Origin of the sequence: Agrococcus sp. DT81.2 (assembly GCF_049844935.1) — a bacterium.
Taxonomy (GTDB): Bacteria; Actinomycetota; Actinomycetes; order Actinomycetales; family Microbacteriaceae; genus Agrococcus.
Map to the genome: position 1 here is coordinate 13679 of NZ_JBNCLZ010000010.1, position 16283 is coordinate 29961.

General features: G+C 69.7%; 18 protein-coding genes and 1 tRNA gene. 10 read left to right on the forward strand and 9 right to left on the reverse strand.

The features are described from left to right. Positions 1–35: 35 nt before the first annotated feature. The 6 genes from ACLQ21_RS14790 to ACLQ21_RS14815 form a co-directional block, all read right to left on the reverse strand. On the reverse strand, positions 36–368 hold the full coding sequence (locus tag ACLQ21_RS14790; RefSeq protein WP_425664730.1) for a heavy-metal-associated domain-containing protein: 333 nt from the start codon (positions 366–368) through the stop codon (positions 36–38). Positions 369–404: 36 nt separating this feature from the next. Further along, positions 405–698: a metal-sensitive transcriptional regulator gene (locus ACLQ21_RS14795; RefSeq protein ID WP_425664731.1), complete on the reverse strand. Its 294-nt coding sequence runs from the start codon at positions 696–698 to the stop codon at positions 405–407. Positions 699–740: 42 nt separating this feature from the next. Continuing rightward, positions 741–1334, reverse strand: a complete 594-nt coding sequence (locus ACLQ21_RS14800; RefSeq protein WP_425664732.1) for a TetR/AcrR family transcriptional regulator — start codon at positions 1332–1334, stop codon at positions 741–743. Between the two features lie 166 nt (positions 1335–1500). Beyond that, positions 1501–1573 (reverse strand) — tRNA-Arg (locus ACLQ21_RS14805). A gap of 44 nt (positions 1574–1617) precedes the next feature. Further along, positions 1618–2259: a prepilin peptidase gene (locus ACLQ21_RS14810; protein ID WP_425664733.1), complete on the reverse strand. Its 642-nt coding sequence runs from the start codon at positions 2257–2259 to the stop codon at positions 1618–1620. Positions 2260–2301: 42 nt separating this feature from the next. After that, a complete protein-coding gene (locus ACLQ21_RS14815) occupies positions 2302–2928 on the reverse strand; it encodes a TetR/AcrR family transcriptional regulator (RefSeq protein ID WP_425664734.1) in 627 nt (208 codons plus the stop codon). A gap of 360 nt (positions 2929–3288) precedes the next feature. On the opposite strand from ACLQ21_RS14815, the gene ACLQ21_RS14820 reads away from it, so the two are divergent. The 9 genes from ACLQ21_RS14820 (at position 3289) to ACLQ21_RS14860 (ending at position 11024) form a co-directional block, all read left to right on the forward strand. Next, a complete protein-coding gene (locus tag ACLQ21_RS14820) occupies positions 3289–3504 on the forward strand; it encodes a Flp family type IVb pilin (RefSeq protein WP_425664735.1) in 216 nt (71 codons plus the stop codon). Positions 3505–3621: 117 nt separating this feature from the next. Continuing rightward, positions 3622–3972, forward strand: a complete 351-nt coding sequence (locus ACLQ21_RS14825) for a TadE/TadG family type IV pilus assembly protein (protein WP_425664736.1) — start codon at positions 3622–3624, stop codon at positions 3970–3972. After that, positions 3960–4982, forward strand: a complete 1023-nt coding sequence (locus tag ACLQ21_RS14830) for a pilus assembly protein TadG-related protein (protein WP_425664737.1) — start codon at positions 3960–3962, stop codon at positions 4980–4982. The genes ACLQ21_RS14825 and ACLQ21_RS14830 overlap by 13 nt, the downstream gene beginning before the upstream one ends. Then, positions 4979–5719, forward strand: coding sequence for a Flp pilus assembly protein CpaB (gene cpaB, locus ACLQ21_RS14835; RefSeq protein WP_425664738.1), 741 nt, complete (start codon positions 4979–4981; stop codon positions 5717–5719). Before ACLQ21_RS14830 ends, cpaB begins: the two co-directional genes overlap by 4 nt. Beyond that, the gene (locus ACLQ21_RS14840; protein WP_425664739.1) at positions 5716–6903 is read left to right on the forward strand and encodes an AAA family ATPase; all 1188 of its coding nucleotides are present in this window, start codon (positions 5716–5718) and stop codon (positions 6901–6903) included. Before cpaB ends, ACLQ21_RS14840 begins: the two co-directional genes overlap by 4 nt. Then, positions 6900–8378, forward strand: a complete 1479-nt coding sequence (locus tag ACLQ21_RS14845) for a CpaF family protein (protein WP_425664740.1) — start codon at positions 6900–6902, stop codon at positions 8376–8378. Before ACLQ21_RS14840 ends, ACLQ21_RS14845 begins: the two co-directional genes overlap by 4 nt. Then, positions 8375–9304 carry a type II secretion system F family protein gene (locus tag ACLQ21_RS14850; RefSeq protein WP_425664741.1) on the forward strand — a complete coding sequence of 310 codons (930 nt, stop codon included), beginning with the start codon at positions 8375–8377 and terminating at the stop codon, positions 9302–9304. Before ACLQ21_RS14845 ends, ACLQ21_RS14850 begins: the two co-directional genes overlap by 4 nt. Further along, a complete protein-coding gene (locus ACLQ21_RS14855; RefSeq protein ID WP_425664742.1) occupies positions 9304–10197 on the forward strand; it encodes a type II secretion system F family protein in 894 nt (297 codons plus the stop codon). Before ACLQ21_RS14850 ends, ACLQ21_RS14855 begins: the two co-directional genes overlap by 1 nt. Before the next feature lie 35 nt (positions 10198–10232). Beyond that, on the forward strand, positions 10233–11024 hold the full coding sequence (locus ACLQ21_RS14860; protein ID WP_425664743.1) for a transglutaminase-like domain-containing protein: 792 nt from the start codon (positions 10233–10235) through the stop codon (positions 11022–11024). A gap of 161 nt (positions 11025–11185) precedes the next feature. On the opposite strand, the gene ACLQ21_RS14865 is transcribed toward ACLQ21_RS14860, so the two are convergent. After that, complete coding sequence (locus tag ACLQ21_RS14865; protein WP_425664744.1) at positions 11186–11800, reverse strand: hypothetical protein; 615 nt, start codon at positions 11798–11800, stop codon at positions 11186–11188. Between the two features lie 62 nt (positions 11801–11862). On the opposite strand from ACLQ21_RS14865, the gene argS reads away from it, so the two are divergent. Further along, positions 11863–13521, forward strand: coding sequence for an arginine--tRNA ligase (gene argS, locus ACLQ21_RS14870; RefSeq protein ID WP_425664745.1), 1659 nt, complete (start codon positions 11863–11865; stop codon positions 13519–13521). Between the two features lie 152 nt (positions 13522–13673). On the opposite strand, the gene ACLQ21_RS14875 is transcribed toward argS, so the two are convergent. Together ACLQ21_RS14875 and ACLQ21_RS14880 are read right to left on the reverse strand one after the other, a co-directional pair. Next, positions 13674–15407: an FAD-dependent oxidoreductase gene (locus ACLQ21_RS14875; RefSeq protein WP_425664746.1), complete on the reverse strand. Its 1734-nt coding sequence runs from the start codon at positions 15405–15407 to the stop codon at positions 13674–13676. A gap of 83 nt (positions 15408–15490) precedes the next feature. Beyond that, the gene (locus ACLQ21_RS14880; RefSeq protein ID WP_425664747.1) at positions 15491–16234 is read right to left on the reverse strand and encodes a DNA-3-methyladenine glycosylase; all 744 of its coding nucleotides are present in this window, start codon (positions 16232–16234) and stop codon (positions 15491–15493) included. Between the last annotated feature and the right edge of the window lie 49 nt (positions 16235–16283).

The following is a 16283-nucleotide window of genomic DNA, read 5'->3' on the forward strand; positions in this document are numbered from 1 at the left end:
TCGTGCTCAGGCCTGTCGTGCCCGGCCTGTGGTGCTCAGTGCTCGACGAGCGAGTAGCCGGCCTCGCTGACCGCGGCGCGCACGTCGTCGAGGCGCAGCGGCGCGTCGGCGGCGACGGTGACGGTCGAGCGACCGCCCGCGACGAGTTGCACGTCGACGCCCTCGACGCCGGCGAGGCCCGAGAGCTCCTCGGTGACGGACGAGACGCAGTGACCGCACGTCATGCCTTCGACCTCGAAGGACTGCGACGACGTCGCGGTCGCCGCCTGCGACGGCACGCCGCACGCGCCGCCGCCGCAGCAGCCGCCGGCCTGCGCCTGCGCGTCGGCGTCTGCGGGCGTGGACATGATCTCGATGTTCTGCAGCATGGGGATGCCTTCCGGTAGGAGCGGGGGAGGGTCGAGTTAGGAGCGGACGAGGCGTGCGATCGCGGCGCTCGCCTCGGAGAGCTTCTCCTGCGCGACGGGGCCACCGGCCTCCGCCGCCTCGGCGACGCAGTGCGCGAGGTGGTCCTCGAGCAGCTGCAGCGCGACGGTCTCGAGCGCCTTCGTGGCGGCCGACACCTGGGTGAGGATGTCGATGCAGTAGGCGTCCTCATCGACCATCCGCGCAACGCCGCGCACTTGGCCCTCGGCGCGGCGGAGGCGCTTGAGAAGGGCGTCCTTGTCGGCGGTGTAGCCGTGCGTCTGGATCGTCATGGTGCTTCGATCATACCCCCGAGGGGTATTACGTGACAAGAGTCAGGCGGCGACGGCGTCGACGTGCTCGGGCGTCGCCCAGCTGCGCCAGATCGCCGCGAGCAGCGCGTCGAAGAGCGCGTCCGACTCGTCGGCGGGGTAGAGGCCCAGCAGCTCCAGCGTGATGAAGCCGTGCACGCCGGCGAAGATCGTCCGCGTGGCGGTCTCGGGCTCGCCGTCCAGCACGCCCTGCGCGACTGCCGCGGTCACCGCGCGCAGCAGCGGCTCAGCGGTGCTGTCGCGAGCGTCGTCGACTGCGGGGGTCGACTCGCCGCGACCGAAGACCACCTGGAACATCGACGCGTTCTGGGTCGCCCACTGGCGCCACGCGTGCGCGAGGCTCAGGATGCGCTGCACCGGGTCGTCCACGTCGGCCTCGTTCTGCGCGTCGACGAGGGAGCGGGCCGCACGCAGGGTGATCGCCTCGAGCAGCTCGCCGCGGGAACCGAAGAGCGAGTAGACAGCGGAGGTCGACGTGCCGATCGAGGCGACGAGCGGGCGCAACGAGAAGTCCGGCCCCTCGGTGGCCATCAGCTCCGTGGCGGCCTCGAGGAGGCGCTGTCGGAGGTGTTCGTCGTGCAGGCGTGGTCGTCCCATGATGCGAATCATACGCCTTGACGGACGGCGTTTTGCTGAGTCGGCTAGGACTTCGCATGTCGTGGGCGGTCCTGTACCCCATCGGCATGCCGATACCTACAAACGCCTCACCGGAACGGATGAGAACGCTGTTGCGAGTCGCGCCGTGACGCGAGAGAGATGTCGGTGCCCCCAGCAGGATTCGAACCTGCGGCCTTCTGCTCCGGAGGCAGACGCTCTATCCCCTGAGCTATGGGGGCCGGGCTGCGTGAAGCAGCAGCGCCCAATCTAGCACCGGCGCGAGCTACCCGCCGACGGCCAGCGCCCACCCGAGGCCGAGACCTGCGCCGAGGATCATCCACGGGCCGAACGGCAGATCCGACTGCATCGACGTGCGTCGAGCCACCAGCAGCACGATCGCGACCAGTGCGAACAGCAGGAAGCCGCCCAGGATGCCGAAGAGCGCGGCCGGCCAGCCGAACCACCCGAGCGCCAGCCCGAGCACGAGCGAGAGCTTCACGTCTCCGAGCCCCATGCTTGACGGCGCGCACCACGCCAGCACGAAGTAGCCGAGCCCGACGACGAGCATCGCCAGCACCGCCGTGGTGAGGCGCTCCCACTCGCCGGTGACCGCCGCCGCGACCAGCAGCATCCCCAGCACCGCGGCCGTCGTCGGCCAGACGATCGCGTCGGGCAGTCGCAGCACGGCCTGGTCGACCGGGATCAGCAGGGCGCACCCCACCGCGAGGGCGCACAGCGCGACCGCGACGGCCCAGTGTCCAGCGACCGCAGCGGCCGCCGCGCCGAACGCTGCGCCGAGTACGGCGGGGATGCCGCGGCGCAGCCAGCGCGAGTCGGTGTCGACGAGGCGTCGCGCCCACGGGGTGAGCAGCTCGGCCGCAGCTGCGCAGAGCAGGGCGGCGAAGGCGATCACGAGGGGCGGCATCGTGGCGATGCTATGGCAGGAGGCCTGCCGCGCCCGCCCGGATCAGTGCTCCAGGCTCAGCCCGGACTCGAGGTCGTCGAACGCGTGCTCGACCAGCTCGGGGAGCTGCTCGGGCGCCGCGCCGGTGTTGACCCAGACGCGGATGGCGGTCTTGACGGCCGCGGACGCCGCTCCCGCCATCATGCGGGCGAACGCATCCGTCTCGGGGTCGACATCCGTGCGCTCCGCGATCGCGATGCGGATGGCGTCCTCCAGCTCGTCGTACTGGGCCATGCGGTGCGGCAGCAGGCTAGGGGAGCGGTCGATGAGCTCCTCCTTGGCGTGCAGGCGCTGCAGCTGCTCCTTCGACCAGCTGCGGACCGTGCCGGCGAGCACCGCGCGCAGGGACTGCAGCGGCGGCTCATCCGTCGGGCGATCCTCGAGCCCGACGAGCATGGAGACGGGGTCGTTGTCGTCGGCGGCGACGATGGCCGCCTCCTTGGAGTGGAAGTAGTTCGAGACCGTGCGCGGCGAGACGAAGGCGCGATCCGCGATCTGGCTGATCGTGACCTCCTCGAGGCCGTGCTGCTGCGCGAGCTCGAACGCGGCGCTGGCGATCGTCTGGCGCGTCAGGATCTTCTTGCGCTCGCGGAGGCCGCGCTCCTCCGGCGTCGGCTCGATCTCATCCACGGCGGCTCACCTGCATCGGTGTTGCGCCGGCAGGTGCTCGTCGTCGGGCTGCCGGGGGCGGGGAGGAAGAGGTCATGATCGCGTCCCGTCTCGCGGGGAGAACCGCGGTGGTGGGTGGAGCCGGCAAGCGCCGCGCTGTGGGGCAAGTTTGCGCCGTAACAGTGTTTCCGTCAACTTAGGATACGCACAACAGGACTGATGCTGAGCCTGCAACTTGACAACTCAGGAAACCTTGTGGGAAAGCAACGTTGCGCAACAAGCAAGCGGCGTGACACGATCCTCTCCGACGGCCCAGCAGGGTCGCCGCTCGCACCGCACCGGACCCCCAGCCCCGGGCACTGTCACCGAAGGAACCCCTCCATGTACGCATTCCTCAGCGCTGTCAGCGCTTTCGTCTCCGACCGTTTCGAGAACAAGAACGACCGCGGCGCGTCCGCCGTCGAGTACGGCATCCTCGTCGCCCTGATGGCCGCTGCGGTCATCGCAGCCATCCTGATCCTCGGCCCGATGCTCTCCGAGCTCTTCACCACCGTCGAGACGAACGTCGGCACGGCGACGACCACGGTCGGCGGCTGACCTAAATCACGCGATGCGCGGCACCCAGCGAAAGCTGCCGGGTGCCGCGCATTCTTTCCAGAGACTCCCGCGACGTGAAGTAGGACGAGCATGCCTAGACCCAGGGACCGGGGCGCCGTGGCCGTCGAGTTCGCGCTCATCGCGCCGCTCCTTTTGCTGCTGACGTTCGGGATTATCGGCTTCGGATACGCCTTTCATCTGCAAAGCGTGCTCGACAACGCAGCTCGCGATGCGGTGCGCGTCTTCGCCCTGCAACAGGAGGGCGATGCGCGGGCGACAGCCCGTCAGGTCGCGACGGAGTCCGCGCAGACCTCGGTCGACGCGGACCTGCTGCAGATTGCTATCCCTGCCGACTGCGCGGAGGGCGATCTGACAACCGTCACGGTAGCGCTCCCGGACTTCCAACTCATCGGCGGGCTTTGGACCGTCGACCTCATCGGATCAGGAACCATGCGATGCAGCGGCTGAACGCAATTCGAGATGACCGCGGCGCTGTTGCCGTGTGGCTCGCCCTACTACTCGTACCGCTGCTGGTCGTCGCGGCGCTCGCGGTCGACATCGGTGCGTTGCACGCTGACCGACAGCGCCTGCAGCATGGCGCTGATGCGGCCGCGCTGGCCATCGCGCAGCAGTGCGCAACGGGTGCCTGCGGGGACGCGGATGACATGGCACGTCGCCTTGTCGATGCGAATCGGCCGGCTGGCGGACCAGTGGAGCTGGGTCCGGTCGACCTCAATGAGGATGCTGGATGGGTGGAGGTCCGCACCGCCTCCGAACGAGACCACTGGTTTGCACCGGCGGTCGGCAACGATGACGCACAGCTCGCCGCGGCGGCGTTTGCCACGTGGACGTCTCCAATCCCGACGCAGTTCCCGCTCGCCTACTCGTATTGCGAAGTTGCTGACGGAGGTAGCGCGGGTTCGGACGATCCCAACGACGACTTCAACGACTGGTTGGTCCGAGACGCCAGTGGATCGGTGATCGGCATGGACGTCCCTGAGAACGGTGCGTCCGCCACCTTGTTCAACAAGGGCACAGGGGTCGGCGACACTGCGTGCCGAGTCCATCACAACGGGCAGGTCGTGCCCGGCAACTTCGGGTGGCTCGATGCTCCATGCACGGTTCCACTTCCGCTCGAGGACGGCTTGATCACTGGCGACACGGGCAACACTCCAAAGCAATGCAGCAACGCGGAGATGAAAGTGATGCTCGACCAGCAGGTCCTTATCCCTGTTTTCCTTAACGCCGAAAAAGTTCGTGGCGAGCGCACGTTCACCATCATGGGATTTGTGCTCTTCACGGTCGAGAGTTACTACTTTGCGGGGCAATACGTGATGACCGACCGACCCAACCCGTGCGGGGGGTCCAACCGGTGCCTCCACGGCACCATCGAGAGATATATCGACATCGAGGAGGCACCCGATTTCCGCCTCGAAGGCACAGCGCAGCTGCGCCTGCGTGAGGAAGTGCTGAAGTGATCCGCCGCATCGTGGTCGCGCTCATCGCGCTGCTCGTCGCTGCAGTTGGTGGTGTGCTCACCTTTCTCTACGCCCAGGGCGCAGATGAGCGCGCGATGGCGGAATTGGCCCCACAGCAAGTGCTCGTCGTCGCGGAGCCGATCCCGGCGGGCACTCCGTCCGAATCGATCGCGAGGTCGCTCACTATCGTTGAGATCCCGGCCGCAGCGGTCGTGCCCGGTGGCGTGACGGATCTCGCAGACGTCGAGGGCCTCTTGACGTCTGCCGATCTCCATGTGGGGGAGCAACTCCTGACGTCGCGGTTCTTGGCGCCAGAAGCGGTGAACGAGGCGGTCGAGGTCCCGGCCGACATGCACCAGCTCTCACTGCAGCTCGAGACGCGACGAGTGATCGGGGGCGAGCTGCGCCCAGGCGACACCGTCGGCGTATTCCTCTCCGGCACCGTGACGTCCGGTACGTCGGTTGAGTCCGAGTCGATGGACCTGACACATCTGATCCTCCACAAGGTGCTCGTCACAGCGGTGAAGGGTGCGGCGGGTGTCGTCACCAATGAGGACGGCGACGAAGTTGAGCAGGGCGCCGCGGACAGCATCATGGTGACGCTCGCACTCTCGCCGGCAGACGCTGAGCAGGTCGTGTTCGGTATGGAGTTCGGCAATATCTGGCTCTCCCTTGAAGGGCCAGACGTGCCCGAGGAGGGTACTCGCACGGTCAGCCCCACGGAGGCGTTCCAATGAGCAACGTGCTGTTGACGACCGATTCGCCAGACCTGCAGACGCGCGTGCAAGAGGCTGCTCGTGGCGCATGCATCGCGATCCCGGCGCACCCGCTACCGTCTGAGCCCGCACAGCTGCTCGCACACCTGAAGCACGACTCGCTACCGGATGTTCTCGTGCTTGACGCGACGCGGGCACCCGAGGAAGCGATAGCCCTCGCCGCGCGCTTCGATCTCGAACTGCCGGGAACGGGCGTCGTGCTCGTCGGAGACGTCGCTGCCTTGTCGGTGCCAGCGATGCGGGCTGGCGTGCGCGATGTGGTTTCGGCCGATCTCGATGTCGATGGGCTCCGCGCCTCGATCGAGCGCGTCGCGGCTGCCGTGCGCTCACGCCGGTCCCGGCCGGCCGACGTGGGCATCATCCCAGTGTCCGCGACCATCCAGGGCCGCGTGCTCACGGTCCTCTCACCCAAGGGCGGCGCTGGCAAGACCACGATCGCGACCAACCTCGCCATCGGCCTTGCGGAGAGCGCCCCAGGATCAGTCGTACTGGTCGACCTCGACGTCCAGTTCGGCGACGTCGCGACCGCCCTCGGGCTCGAGCCCGAATACACGCTGGACGACGTGGTGCACGGCGCGGCGCTCACGGACCCGATCGCGCTGAAAACGCAGCTCACGCAACATGCGTCGGGCCTGTCGGTGGTCTGCGCGCCGGAGAATCCGGCGGCTGGCGACACGGTCACGCCTGAGCAGGTCGGCGCGCTCCTCGGCATGCTCTCGACGCAGTTCCGCTTCGTCGTCGTGGACACCGCCGCCGGCCTCGAGGCTCGCACGCTCGCGGCGCTTGACCACACCACCGACCCGATCTTGCTGTCGACGTTCGATGTACCGGGCGCCCGCGGCCTGCGCAAGGAGATTGCGACCCTTCGCGAACTCGGCATGCTGACCAACGCGCGGCAGGTGGTGCTGAACTTCTCCGACCCGAAGGGCGGACTGTCGGTCTCAGACGTCGAGGCGACCGTCCGGGCGCGCGTCGACCTCACCATCCCCTTCTCAAAGGCCGTCACCGCGTCGATGAACGTCGGCACGCCCCTACTGCAGCATCGTCCGAAGGACGTCGTCTCAAAGCAGCTCCGGAAACTCCTCACCTACTACATCGGCACGGCCGCACGGCGGACCAACGGGCGTCACAGGGTGGCAGCATGACCTCGCTCGCTGAGCGGTTGTCGAGCGCACGCGGGGGTGCAGGTGACGCTTCGAAGCAGGCTCCGAAGCCTGCTCCGAAGCCTGCTCTCGCACCCTCGGCACCCGCTGCACCACCAGCCACGAGAGCCGCGGAACCGGAGTCGCCGGCTGCGGAAACCGTGGAGCCTGGGGCTCTGCGCCCGGCGGAGGCACCGGAGGTCGACGGCCTCCTCCGCGTGAAGCAGCGCGCCGCGGAGGCACTCTTCTCGCGCATCGGCGCTCGGCTCAACGATCCGGACCTGTCGCAGGAGCGGCTGCACGCGCTCGTCCGCGAAGAGCTGAACAGTGTCGTCGAAGCCGAACAGGCGCCGCTCACGACAGAGGAGCGTCAGCGGCTCATTAACGAGGTCCGCGACGACGTGCTCGGCCTCGGACCGCTTCAGCGGCTGCTCGACGACGTGAGCGTCACCGAGATCATGGTGAACGGCCCCGACAACATCTACATCGAGCAGGGCGGCAAGCTCACCCGCGCGCCGGTGCGGTTCACTTCCGAGGACCAGCTGAGGCGCGTGATCGAGCGCATCGTGACGAGGATCGGCCGGCGCATAGATGAGTCATCGCCCATGGTCGACGCGCGCCTGGAGGACGGCTCGCGCGTCAACGCTGTCATCCCACCGCTCGCGTTCTCGGGCTCATCGCTGACGATCCGCAAGTTCTCCAAAGATCCGTTCAAGGTGCCGGACCTCATCCGCTTCGGAACTCTGACGCCTCAGATGGCCCGGCTGCTCCAGGCGTGCGTCGAAGGCAAGCTCAACGTCATCGTGTCCGGTGGCACTGGCACCGGCAAGACCACGCTGCTCAACGTGCTGTCGTCCTTCATCCCACCGCGGGAGCGGATCATCACGATCGAGGACGCTGTCGAGTTGCAGCTGCAGCAAGACCACATCGTGCGCCTGGAGTCGAGACCGGCCAACACTGAGGGCAAGGGCGAGATCTCGATCCGCGATCTTGTGCGGAACTCTCTCCGCATGCGTCCTGACCGAATCGTGGTCGGAGAGGTGCGCGGCGGCGAGACGCTGGACATGCTGCAGGCCATGAACACCGGCCACGATGGCTCGCTATCGACAGTGCACGCGAACTCTCCTCGAGACGCCATTGCTCGCCTGGAAACGCTGGTGCTGATGGCGGGCATGGATCTGCCGCTGCGGGCTATCCGCGAGCAGATCGCATCAGCGGTCGACGTCATCGTGCAGCTCACGCGTCTGCGAGACGGCTCCCGCCGTGTGACTGCCGTGACGGAGGTGGTCGGTATGGAAGGGCAGATCGTCACGCTTCAGGACATCTACCTGTTCGACTACGAGGCTGGGCAGGACCACTCAGGCCGATTCCTCGGTGTCCCGATCCCGACAGGAGTGCGCCCGAAGTTCATGGAGAAGCTGCACGATCACGGCATCGCGCTGCCTCAGGGCATGTTCGACGTAGGGGCTGCTCGGTGAGTGTGATCGCGGTCAGTTGCGGCGCCGTCGCGCTCGGCGCCGGAGCGGCGGTGCTCCTCCTGACGGATCCGGGCCGCGCGAGGTTGCCACGTCATCGCCGCCGGCCGGTGGCCGTCGAGGGAGAAGGCGCTCTCGCTGAGGCAGCTGAGGCCGCCACAAGCCTGATGGACAGGCTCATCCGGAGCCGATCCGGGGATCTCGCCCGACACCTCGATCTCGCTGGCTTCCGGACGCGACCACAGGACTTCACCTTTTTGCTCCTGCTCGCGACAGTTCTGCTCGTCGCGCTAGTCCTCGTATTCGGGGGCGGTCTGCTCGCACTGCCGATCGGAGCGCTCGCCCCGTTGTCAGCGGCGCTGCTCGTGCGGGTCCGGGTGGCACGCCGACGAGATGCCTTCGCGCGGCAGCTCGACGGCACGCTGCAGCTGATGTCGTCGAGCCTCCGCGCCGGCTACAGCATGATGCAGGCACTCGCGTCGGTCGCGAAGCAGTCCGAGGAGCCCACCGTGTCGGAACTCGGGCGGGTCGTGAACGAGTCGCGCGTGGGGCGGCCCGTCGTCGATGCCCTCGAAGAAGCAGCCGACCGCATGGCGAGTGATGACTTCCGCTGGGCGGTCCAGGCGATCGCCATCAACCGCGAGGTCGGCGGGAGCCTGGCCGAGGTGCTCGACGGAGTGGCGGTCACGATCCGCGAGCGCGGCCAGATCCGGCGTCATGTGAAGGGACTCAGCGCGGAGGGACGCATGTCGGCGGTGATCCTCATGGTCCTGCCTTTCGTGGTCGGCGGGTTCCTGGTCTTGATCAATCCCACCTATCTGCTGCCACTCGTGCAGACGCCGATCGGGATCGCACTGCTCGTCGGCTGCGGTCTGCTGTTCCTCATCGGAGGCGTCTGGATGAGCAAGGTCGTGCAGGTGAAGTTCTGATGACCCCGATGCTCGTAGCGCTCTGCGCCACGGTTGCGGGCGGCCTCGGCCTGTTGGGTTGGCTTCTCGCGAGCAGCATCGAGCCCGCTCGGGCCCGGACCATCGAGAACCTGAACCGGGGCGAGCGCAGTGCCGCGCCGATGGTGGCGGCAGCGTCGAGAGGCAAGCTCGAGCGATTCGCACGGGTGGCGACTCCGCCGGTGCTCGTTGCGCTCTTGGAGCGCCAGCATGCGCGCGCCGGTCGGCCCAAGGAGTGGACGGTAGCGCGGCTCCTCACCCTCAAGCTTGTCTGGCTGCCCACAGCGGCCGTGCTCGTCGCTCTTGTGGCGCTCGCGCGCCCCCATCCCGCGTTGCTCATCATGGTTGTGGTCCTGGCGATCGGCACGTACTTCCTTCCGGAGCTCCTGCTCCTGAGCCGAGGCCAGAATCGCGACGAGGACATTCAGACCGAGCTCGCGGACACCCTCGATCAGATGACTATCGCTGTCGAAGCCGGGCTCGGCTTCGATGCGGCTCTGCTGCGGGTGGCGTCGAACGGGAAGGGATCGCTGGCGAACGAGCTGACCCGCACGATGCAGGACATGCAGATGGGGCTGTCGCGACGGCAGGCCTTTCAAGACCTCTCTGAGCGGAACAACGTCGAGGACCTTCGAATCTTCATCCGAGCGGTGCTGCAGGCAGACGCGTTCGGTATCTCGATCGGGGATGTGCTGCGGACGCAGGCGGGCGAGATGCGACTCAAGCGCCGGCAGCGCGCAGAGGAGAAGGCGCAGCAGGTGCCCGTGAAGGTGCTGTTCCCCCTGATGCTCTGCATCCTGCCGGTGCTCTTCATCGTCATCATGGCGCCCGCTGCGATGTCGCTCGTCGAGACCTTCAGCTCCGTCACGATGTAGGCCGCACGGCTGGCTTCATGGGAGAATAGACCAATATGCGCACCGCCCATGCAGCCTTCACGATGAACCTCGTGGGCGAGACCGACGTCACGCTCCTCGTGCTGCCCGCCGACGCCTACGCATCCAACGACCGCATCTTCGTGACGGTCGACGATGCGCCCATCGATTGGCGCATCCTGCCCGCCGCGCACGACACCCGCGAGCTCGTGTTCACCGCGCCCGCCGGCAAGTTGGCGGTCGACGTGCAGACCACCGTTGACGGACTGGAGCGCCCGGTCGATGAGGGTGATGCGGCGCGCTACCTCGCCGACTCCCGCTACGTCGAGGCGAGCGCGCTGCGCGGCTTCGTCGACGAGCGCTTCGGTCGAGTGAGCGGCTTCGAGCAGATCGCCGCGATGCGGCAGTGGGTCGCGCGGGGCTTCACGTACTCGCCGGCGATGTCGGGCATCGACGACTCCGCCGTCACCACGCTCCAGAAGCGCGGCGGCATGTGCCGCGACTACGCGCACGTCATGATCGGGCTCGCTCGCGCCGCCGGCATCCCGGCACGCTACGTCGGCGTCTACGCGCCCGGTCTGCGCCCGCCCGACTTCCACGCCGTCGCCGAGGTGCACATCGACGGTGAGTGGTGGGTGGTCGACGCGACGGGGCTGGCGCCGCGGGGGAGCCTGATCCGCATCGCGACCGGTGCGGATGCGCTCGAGACGGCCTGGGCGACCACGACCCGGAACCCTGTGATGCTGCAGTCGCTGACGGTGCAGGCGGATGACGAGGGGCTAGCTGACGGCGCGGTGGATGACGTGGCGGAGCGGGTGCGGATCGGCTAAGGCTCGCTGAGGCGGGTCGGTTTCGACACGCTCAGCGCGCTCAGCGCGCGGAGCGGCTCAACCAGCGGGGGCGGAGCCGGCCGGTTTCGACACGGTCTGCGCGCTTCGCGCGCGGACCGGCTCAACCAGCGGAAGAGCGGGCCGGCGGGACCAGCCAGACGTCAGTCGATGTTGTCGGCTACCTGGTCGATGACCTGCTGCGCCTCCTGAGCGCTCGTGAAGTACTGCGAGGCGACGGCGATGACCGTGCCGCCCTGCGGCGAGACGGCCACGCCCATGTCGCCCACCGTCTCGAAGGCCGGCGCGGCGAAGCCCGCGGAATCCTGCAGCACGCCGATCAGCAGCCGGTCGGAGCCCGTCACGTGCTGGTACGCGCACACGGTGCCGCCCGCATCCGCCACGTCGTCGATCGCGCCGGGCAGCGAGCCCTCGTCGCTCGAGGGGGCGAAGTTCGGGTTGAACTCGTAGAGCTGGTCGGCCGAGTAGACCGAGGTGCAGGGCAGCTCGCCGGCGACCGGCGGGGTGGTCGGCAGCGCGGTGCCGGTCGGCGCGGGGGTCGGCGAGGGCGCCGGCGGGTCGCTCGGCGCGGGCGACTCGGTCTCGCTCTCGGTCTCGCTCGCGGTCGGCGTCGGCTGCTCGGTGGCGGGCGCGGAGGGCTCCGGCGAGGCGTTGGGAGCGAGCGCGCCGGGCTCGCAGCCGGTGAGCGCGAGCGCCGTCGCGGCCGCCACGAGGGCGACGGGCAGAAGACGACGGGTGCGCAGGCTGGGACTCGACATGGAGTCAGATTACGGTGCCCCACGGGCGTGGGCCCCGCGCCGCGCGGACTACGATCGACCCCATGCAGCCTTCCGATCTCTCGCTCGCCGTGCTCGCCGCCGTCCGCTCCGCGGTCGGCCGACGCACGGCAGAGGTGGAGGTCGGCGAGGGCGACATCGTGCTCGAGCGCCCCCGCAACCGCGACCACGGCGACTGGGCCACGAACGCCGCGATGCGCTTCGCGAAGCGCGTCGGCGTCGCGCCCCGCGAGCTCGCCGACGACGTCGCGGCCTCGCTCGCCGAGGTCGACGGCATCGCGCGCGCCGACGTCGCCGGCCCCGGGTTCATCAACCTGACCCTCTCGGCGGGAGCGGCTGGCCAACTCGCCCGCACGATCGTCGAGACGGGCGACGCGTACGGCTCCGGCGACGCGCTCAAGGGCGTCAAGATCAACCTCGAGTTCGTCTCCGCGAACCCGACCGGACCCATCCACATGGGCGGCACCCGCTGGGCTGCCGTGGGCGACAGCCTCGGCCGCGTGCTCGAGCGCCAGGGTGCCGACGTCACCCGCGAGTACTACTTCAACGACCACGGCGCGCAGATCGACCGCTTCGCCAAGAGCCTCGTCGCCGCCTTCAAGGGCGAGCCGACGCCCGAGGACGGATACGGCGGCGCCTACATCGCCGACATCGCCCGCCGCGTCGACGACTCGTACGACGGCGACCTGCTCGACCTCGACGACCAGACGCTGCAGGAGACGTTCCGCGAGCTGGGCGTGAAGCTCATGTTCGACGAGATCCGCAACGATCTGCACGAGTTCGGGGTCGACTTCGACGTCTACTTCCACGAGCACCAGGTGCAGTCCGACGGCTCCGTCGACCGCGCGATCGAGGTGCTGCGCGAGCGCGGCCACGTCTTCGAGGAGGACGGCGCCCTCTGGCTGCGCACGACCACCTTCGGCGACGACCGCGACCGCGTGCTCATCCGCTCGAACGGCCAGCCCGCCTACTTCTCCGGCGACCTCGGCTACTACCAGAACAAGCGCGAGCGCGGCTTCGACCAGAACATCATCATGCTCGGCGCCGACCACCACGGTTACGTCGGCCGCATGATGGCGATGTGCGCGGCGTTCGGCGACACCCCGCACGAGCACCTCGAGCTCATGATCGGCCAGATGGTCAACCTCATCCGCGACGGCCAGCCGGTGCGCATGTCGAAGCGTGCGGGCACGATCGTGACGATGGAGGACCTGGTGGATGCGGTGGGCGTCGACGCCGCCCGCTACGCCCTGGTGCGCTCGAGTGCGGACACGCCGCTCGACATCGACCTCGAGCTGCTGACCCAGCGCACGAACGACAATCCCGTCTATTACGTGCAGTACGCCCACGCGCGGATGTCCGCAGTGGCGCGGAACGCCGTGGCCGCCGGCGTCGACCGGAGCGAGTTCGACCCGACGCTGCTGGAGCACGAGACCGAGTCGGCGCTGCTCGGCGCGCTCGCCGACTTCCCGCGCGTGCTGGCGCAGGCCGCGGAGCTGCGTGAGCCGCACCGCGTCGCGCGCTTCGCGGAGGAGCTCGCCGGCCTCTACCACCGTTGGTACGACGCGTGCCGGGTGGCGCCGCAGGGCGACGAGGCGGTCGGCACGCTCAACCGCACCCGCCTGTGGCTGAACGACGCGACGGGCCAGGTGCTGCGCACGGCGCTGACGACAGTCGGGGTGAGCGCGCCGGAGCGGATGTAGCGGCCTTCACCCGTCTCCGTTGATCGAGTAGCTGCGGGGCGGAGCCGCGCGTCCCCTCCGCTGATCGAGTAGCTGCCGGGCGGAGCCCGGCCGCGTATCGAGATCCGGTGCGCCGCAGCGAGTCGTCTCGATACGCGGCGCCTGCGGCGCTGCTACTCGACGAGCGGTGGTGGTCCAGGCGTCGGCACCAGCGCGCCCAGGTGCTGGTGCACCGACGAGATCACCACCGAGCCCTCGCCGACGGCCGACGCGACGCGCTTCACCGAACCGCGCCGCACATCCCCGACCGCGAAGCAGCCCGGCACCGACGTCTCGAGCAGCGCCGGCTCCGTGCCCGAACCACCGCGCCACGCACGGCGGCCGCCCTCCGCGAGCACCTCGGGCCCGGTGATGACCGAGCCCCACTGGTCGCGCAGCACCTCCGACGGCAGCCACTCGGTGTGGGGGCGCGCGCCGATCGTGATGAACACCGCGTCGGCGGGCACCTCGAAGCGCTCGCCCGACGACGACCGCTCGAGCACCACGCGCTCGAGCCGGTCGGCGGATGCGGCGCTCGCGTCGACCACGCGGGCGCCGGTGATGAGTCGCACACCCATCGCGTCGAGCTGATCGATGAGGTAGCGGGACATGCTCGCGGCGAGTCCCTCGCCGCGCACGACGATCGTCACCGAACCGGCGTACCTCGCGAGGTGCAGCGCCGCCTGGCCGGCGGAGTTGCCGCCGCCGACGACGAGCACGTCGCGGCCCGCCTGCGCGCGCGCCTCGACCGAGGTCGCGCCGTAGAAGACCGAGGCGCCGACGAACGGCTGCAGCCCGGGCGCCGCGAGTCTCCGGTAGCTGACGCCCGTCGCGAGCACCACCGCCCGCGCGCGCACGGTCTCGTCGGGAGCGACCTGCACCTCGAAGCCGTCGTCGTCCACTCGCATGCCGGTCACCCGCCGCGTGTGGCCGAAGCGCGCGCCGAACACCCACGCCTGCTGGAACGCCCGCTGCGCGAGCTCGGCGCCCGAGACACCGCGTGAGAAGCCGAGGTAGTTGCGGATCAGCGAGCTCGACCCCGCCTGCCCGCCGATCGACTCCGCCTCGAGCACGAGCGTGTCGAGCCCCTCGGAGGCGGCGTACACGGCGGCCGCGAGCCCGGCGGGGCCGGCGCCGATGACGACGACGTCGCGCACCCCGGAGGGCAGCGTCGTCGTGAGCCCGTGCGCGCGTGCGAGCTCGGCGTCGTCGGGGTCGACGAGCACGGTGCCGCCGGGCGTGCGCACGAGCGGCACGCCGGCGTAGTCGACGCCGGCCTCGGCGAGCAGCGCGAGCGCGTCGGGGGAGTCGGGCAGCAGGTGGTCGGCGGGCACGCCGGCGCGGTCGAGCAGTCGGCGCAGCTCGTGGGTGCGCGGCTGCGCGCCGTCGCCGATCACCGTGAACGCGCGGTGGCGCTTGCCGACCGACGCCTCCCACTCCCGCAGGAAGTCGGTGACCGCCCGGTGGAACGACTCGTCGGGCGAGTGCGTGGGGCGCACGACGTAGTAGTCGATCTGGAGGTGCGACATCAGCTGCAGCACCGCATCCGCCGTGCGCCGATCGGCCCACGAGCCCCACTCGATGACGAAGCCGCGGCGCACGTCGGGGAACGCGCGCCGCGCCGCTGCGAAGACACTGTCGTGCGCGCCCACCGGCGATGCGTCGTCAGCGAGCACGAGGGCCAGGTCGCCGCCCGCGGCTCGCAGCTCGTCGATCGCGGCGAGGCCGGCTTCGGGACCCGCAGCGCCGACCACGCGATAGTCCTGCGCGTAGCGCCGCTCGAGCGGCTCGAGGAGCGCGCTCCGGGCGGCCTCGTCGGCGGCGACGACCAGGATCGCGGCCGGCGGGCGGGATGCGCGAGCCTCCATGACGCTCCTCAGGATCCGCACGGATGCGGCGGCCGGGGGCCGCCGTGCCGCGAGTGTAGACCCGGCCCGCGGAGCCCCTCAACCTACGGCTTCGGCCTCCGCGGCGCTGCTGCGCGGTACGCCGAGACGCTCGGCTCGCCGGGGATCCAGAAGCGCCAGGGGAAGGCGGATGCGTCGCCGCCGGGCCCGCTGACCCCGACGCGTGGGCCGGTGCGGTGCGCGGGCGGCTCGGGGGCGGGCTCGAAGGACCAGAGCGGCGTCATCTCGATACGGGCCTCCGGTCCTACTCGATGACCGGGGGAGGCCTCCGGTCCTACTCGATGACCGGGGGAGACGTTCGGTCCTGCTCGATGACCGGGGGAGGAGTGCGCCGCGTCGAGCAGCGCCGCGCCGTCGTCGGCGAGCGTCGCGCCGAGCGCCTGCGCCACGTTGCCGGGACCGCGGGCCAGCTCGCCCGTCGGCCGCGACGCGCGTCGCGCCGACCGCCGCTCGAGCGCGAGCGGCGCGCCGTCGACGACCTCGCCGGCGCGAACGAGCACACCCCAGCCGAAGCCCTCGGGGCCCGCGACGATGTTCACGGCGTGGTGCATGCCGTAGGTGAAGTAGCAGTAGACGTGCCCGCCAGGGCCGAACATCGTCGCGTTGCGCGGCGTCCTGCCGCGGAAGGTGTGCGCGCCGGGATCATCGGCGCCGCGGTACGCCTCCACCTCCGTGAGGCGCAGCGCGACGGTGCCCGACGCATCCGCCCGGCACAGCACGCCGCCGAGCAGCAGCGGCGCGAGCTCGAGCGGGTCGCGCTCGAACCAGGTCGCAGGAGGAGTCGGCACGCACGCCACCGTAGGGCACCTCACCAGCGGAGGAGCTCAGGCCCCCAAG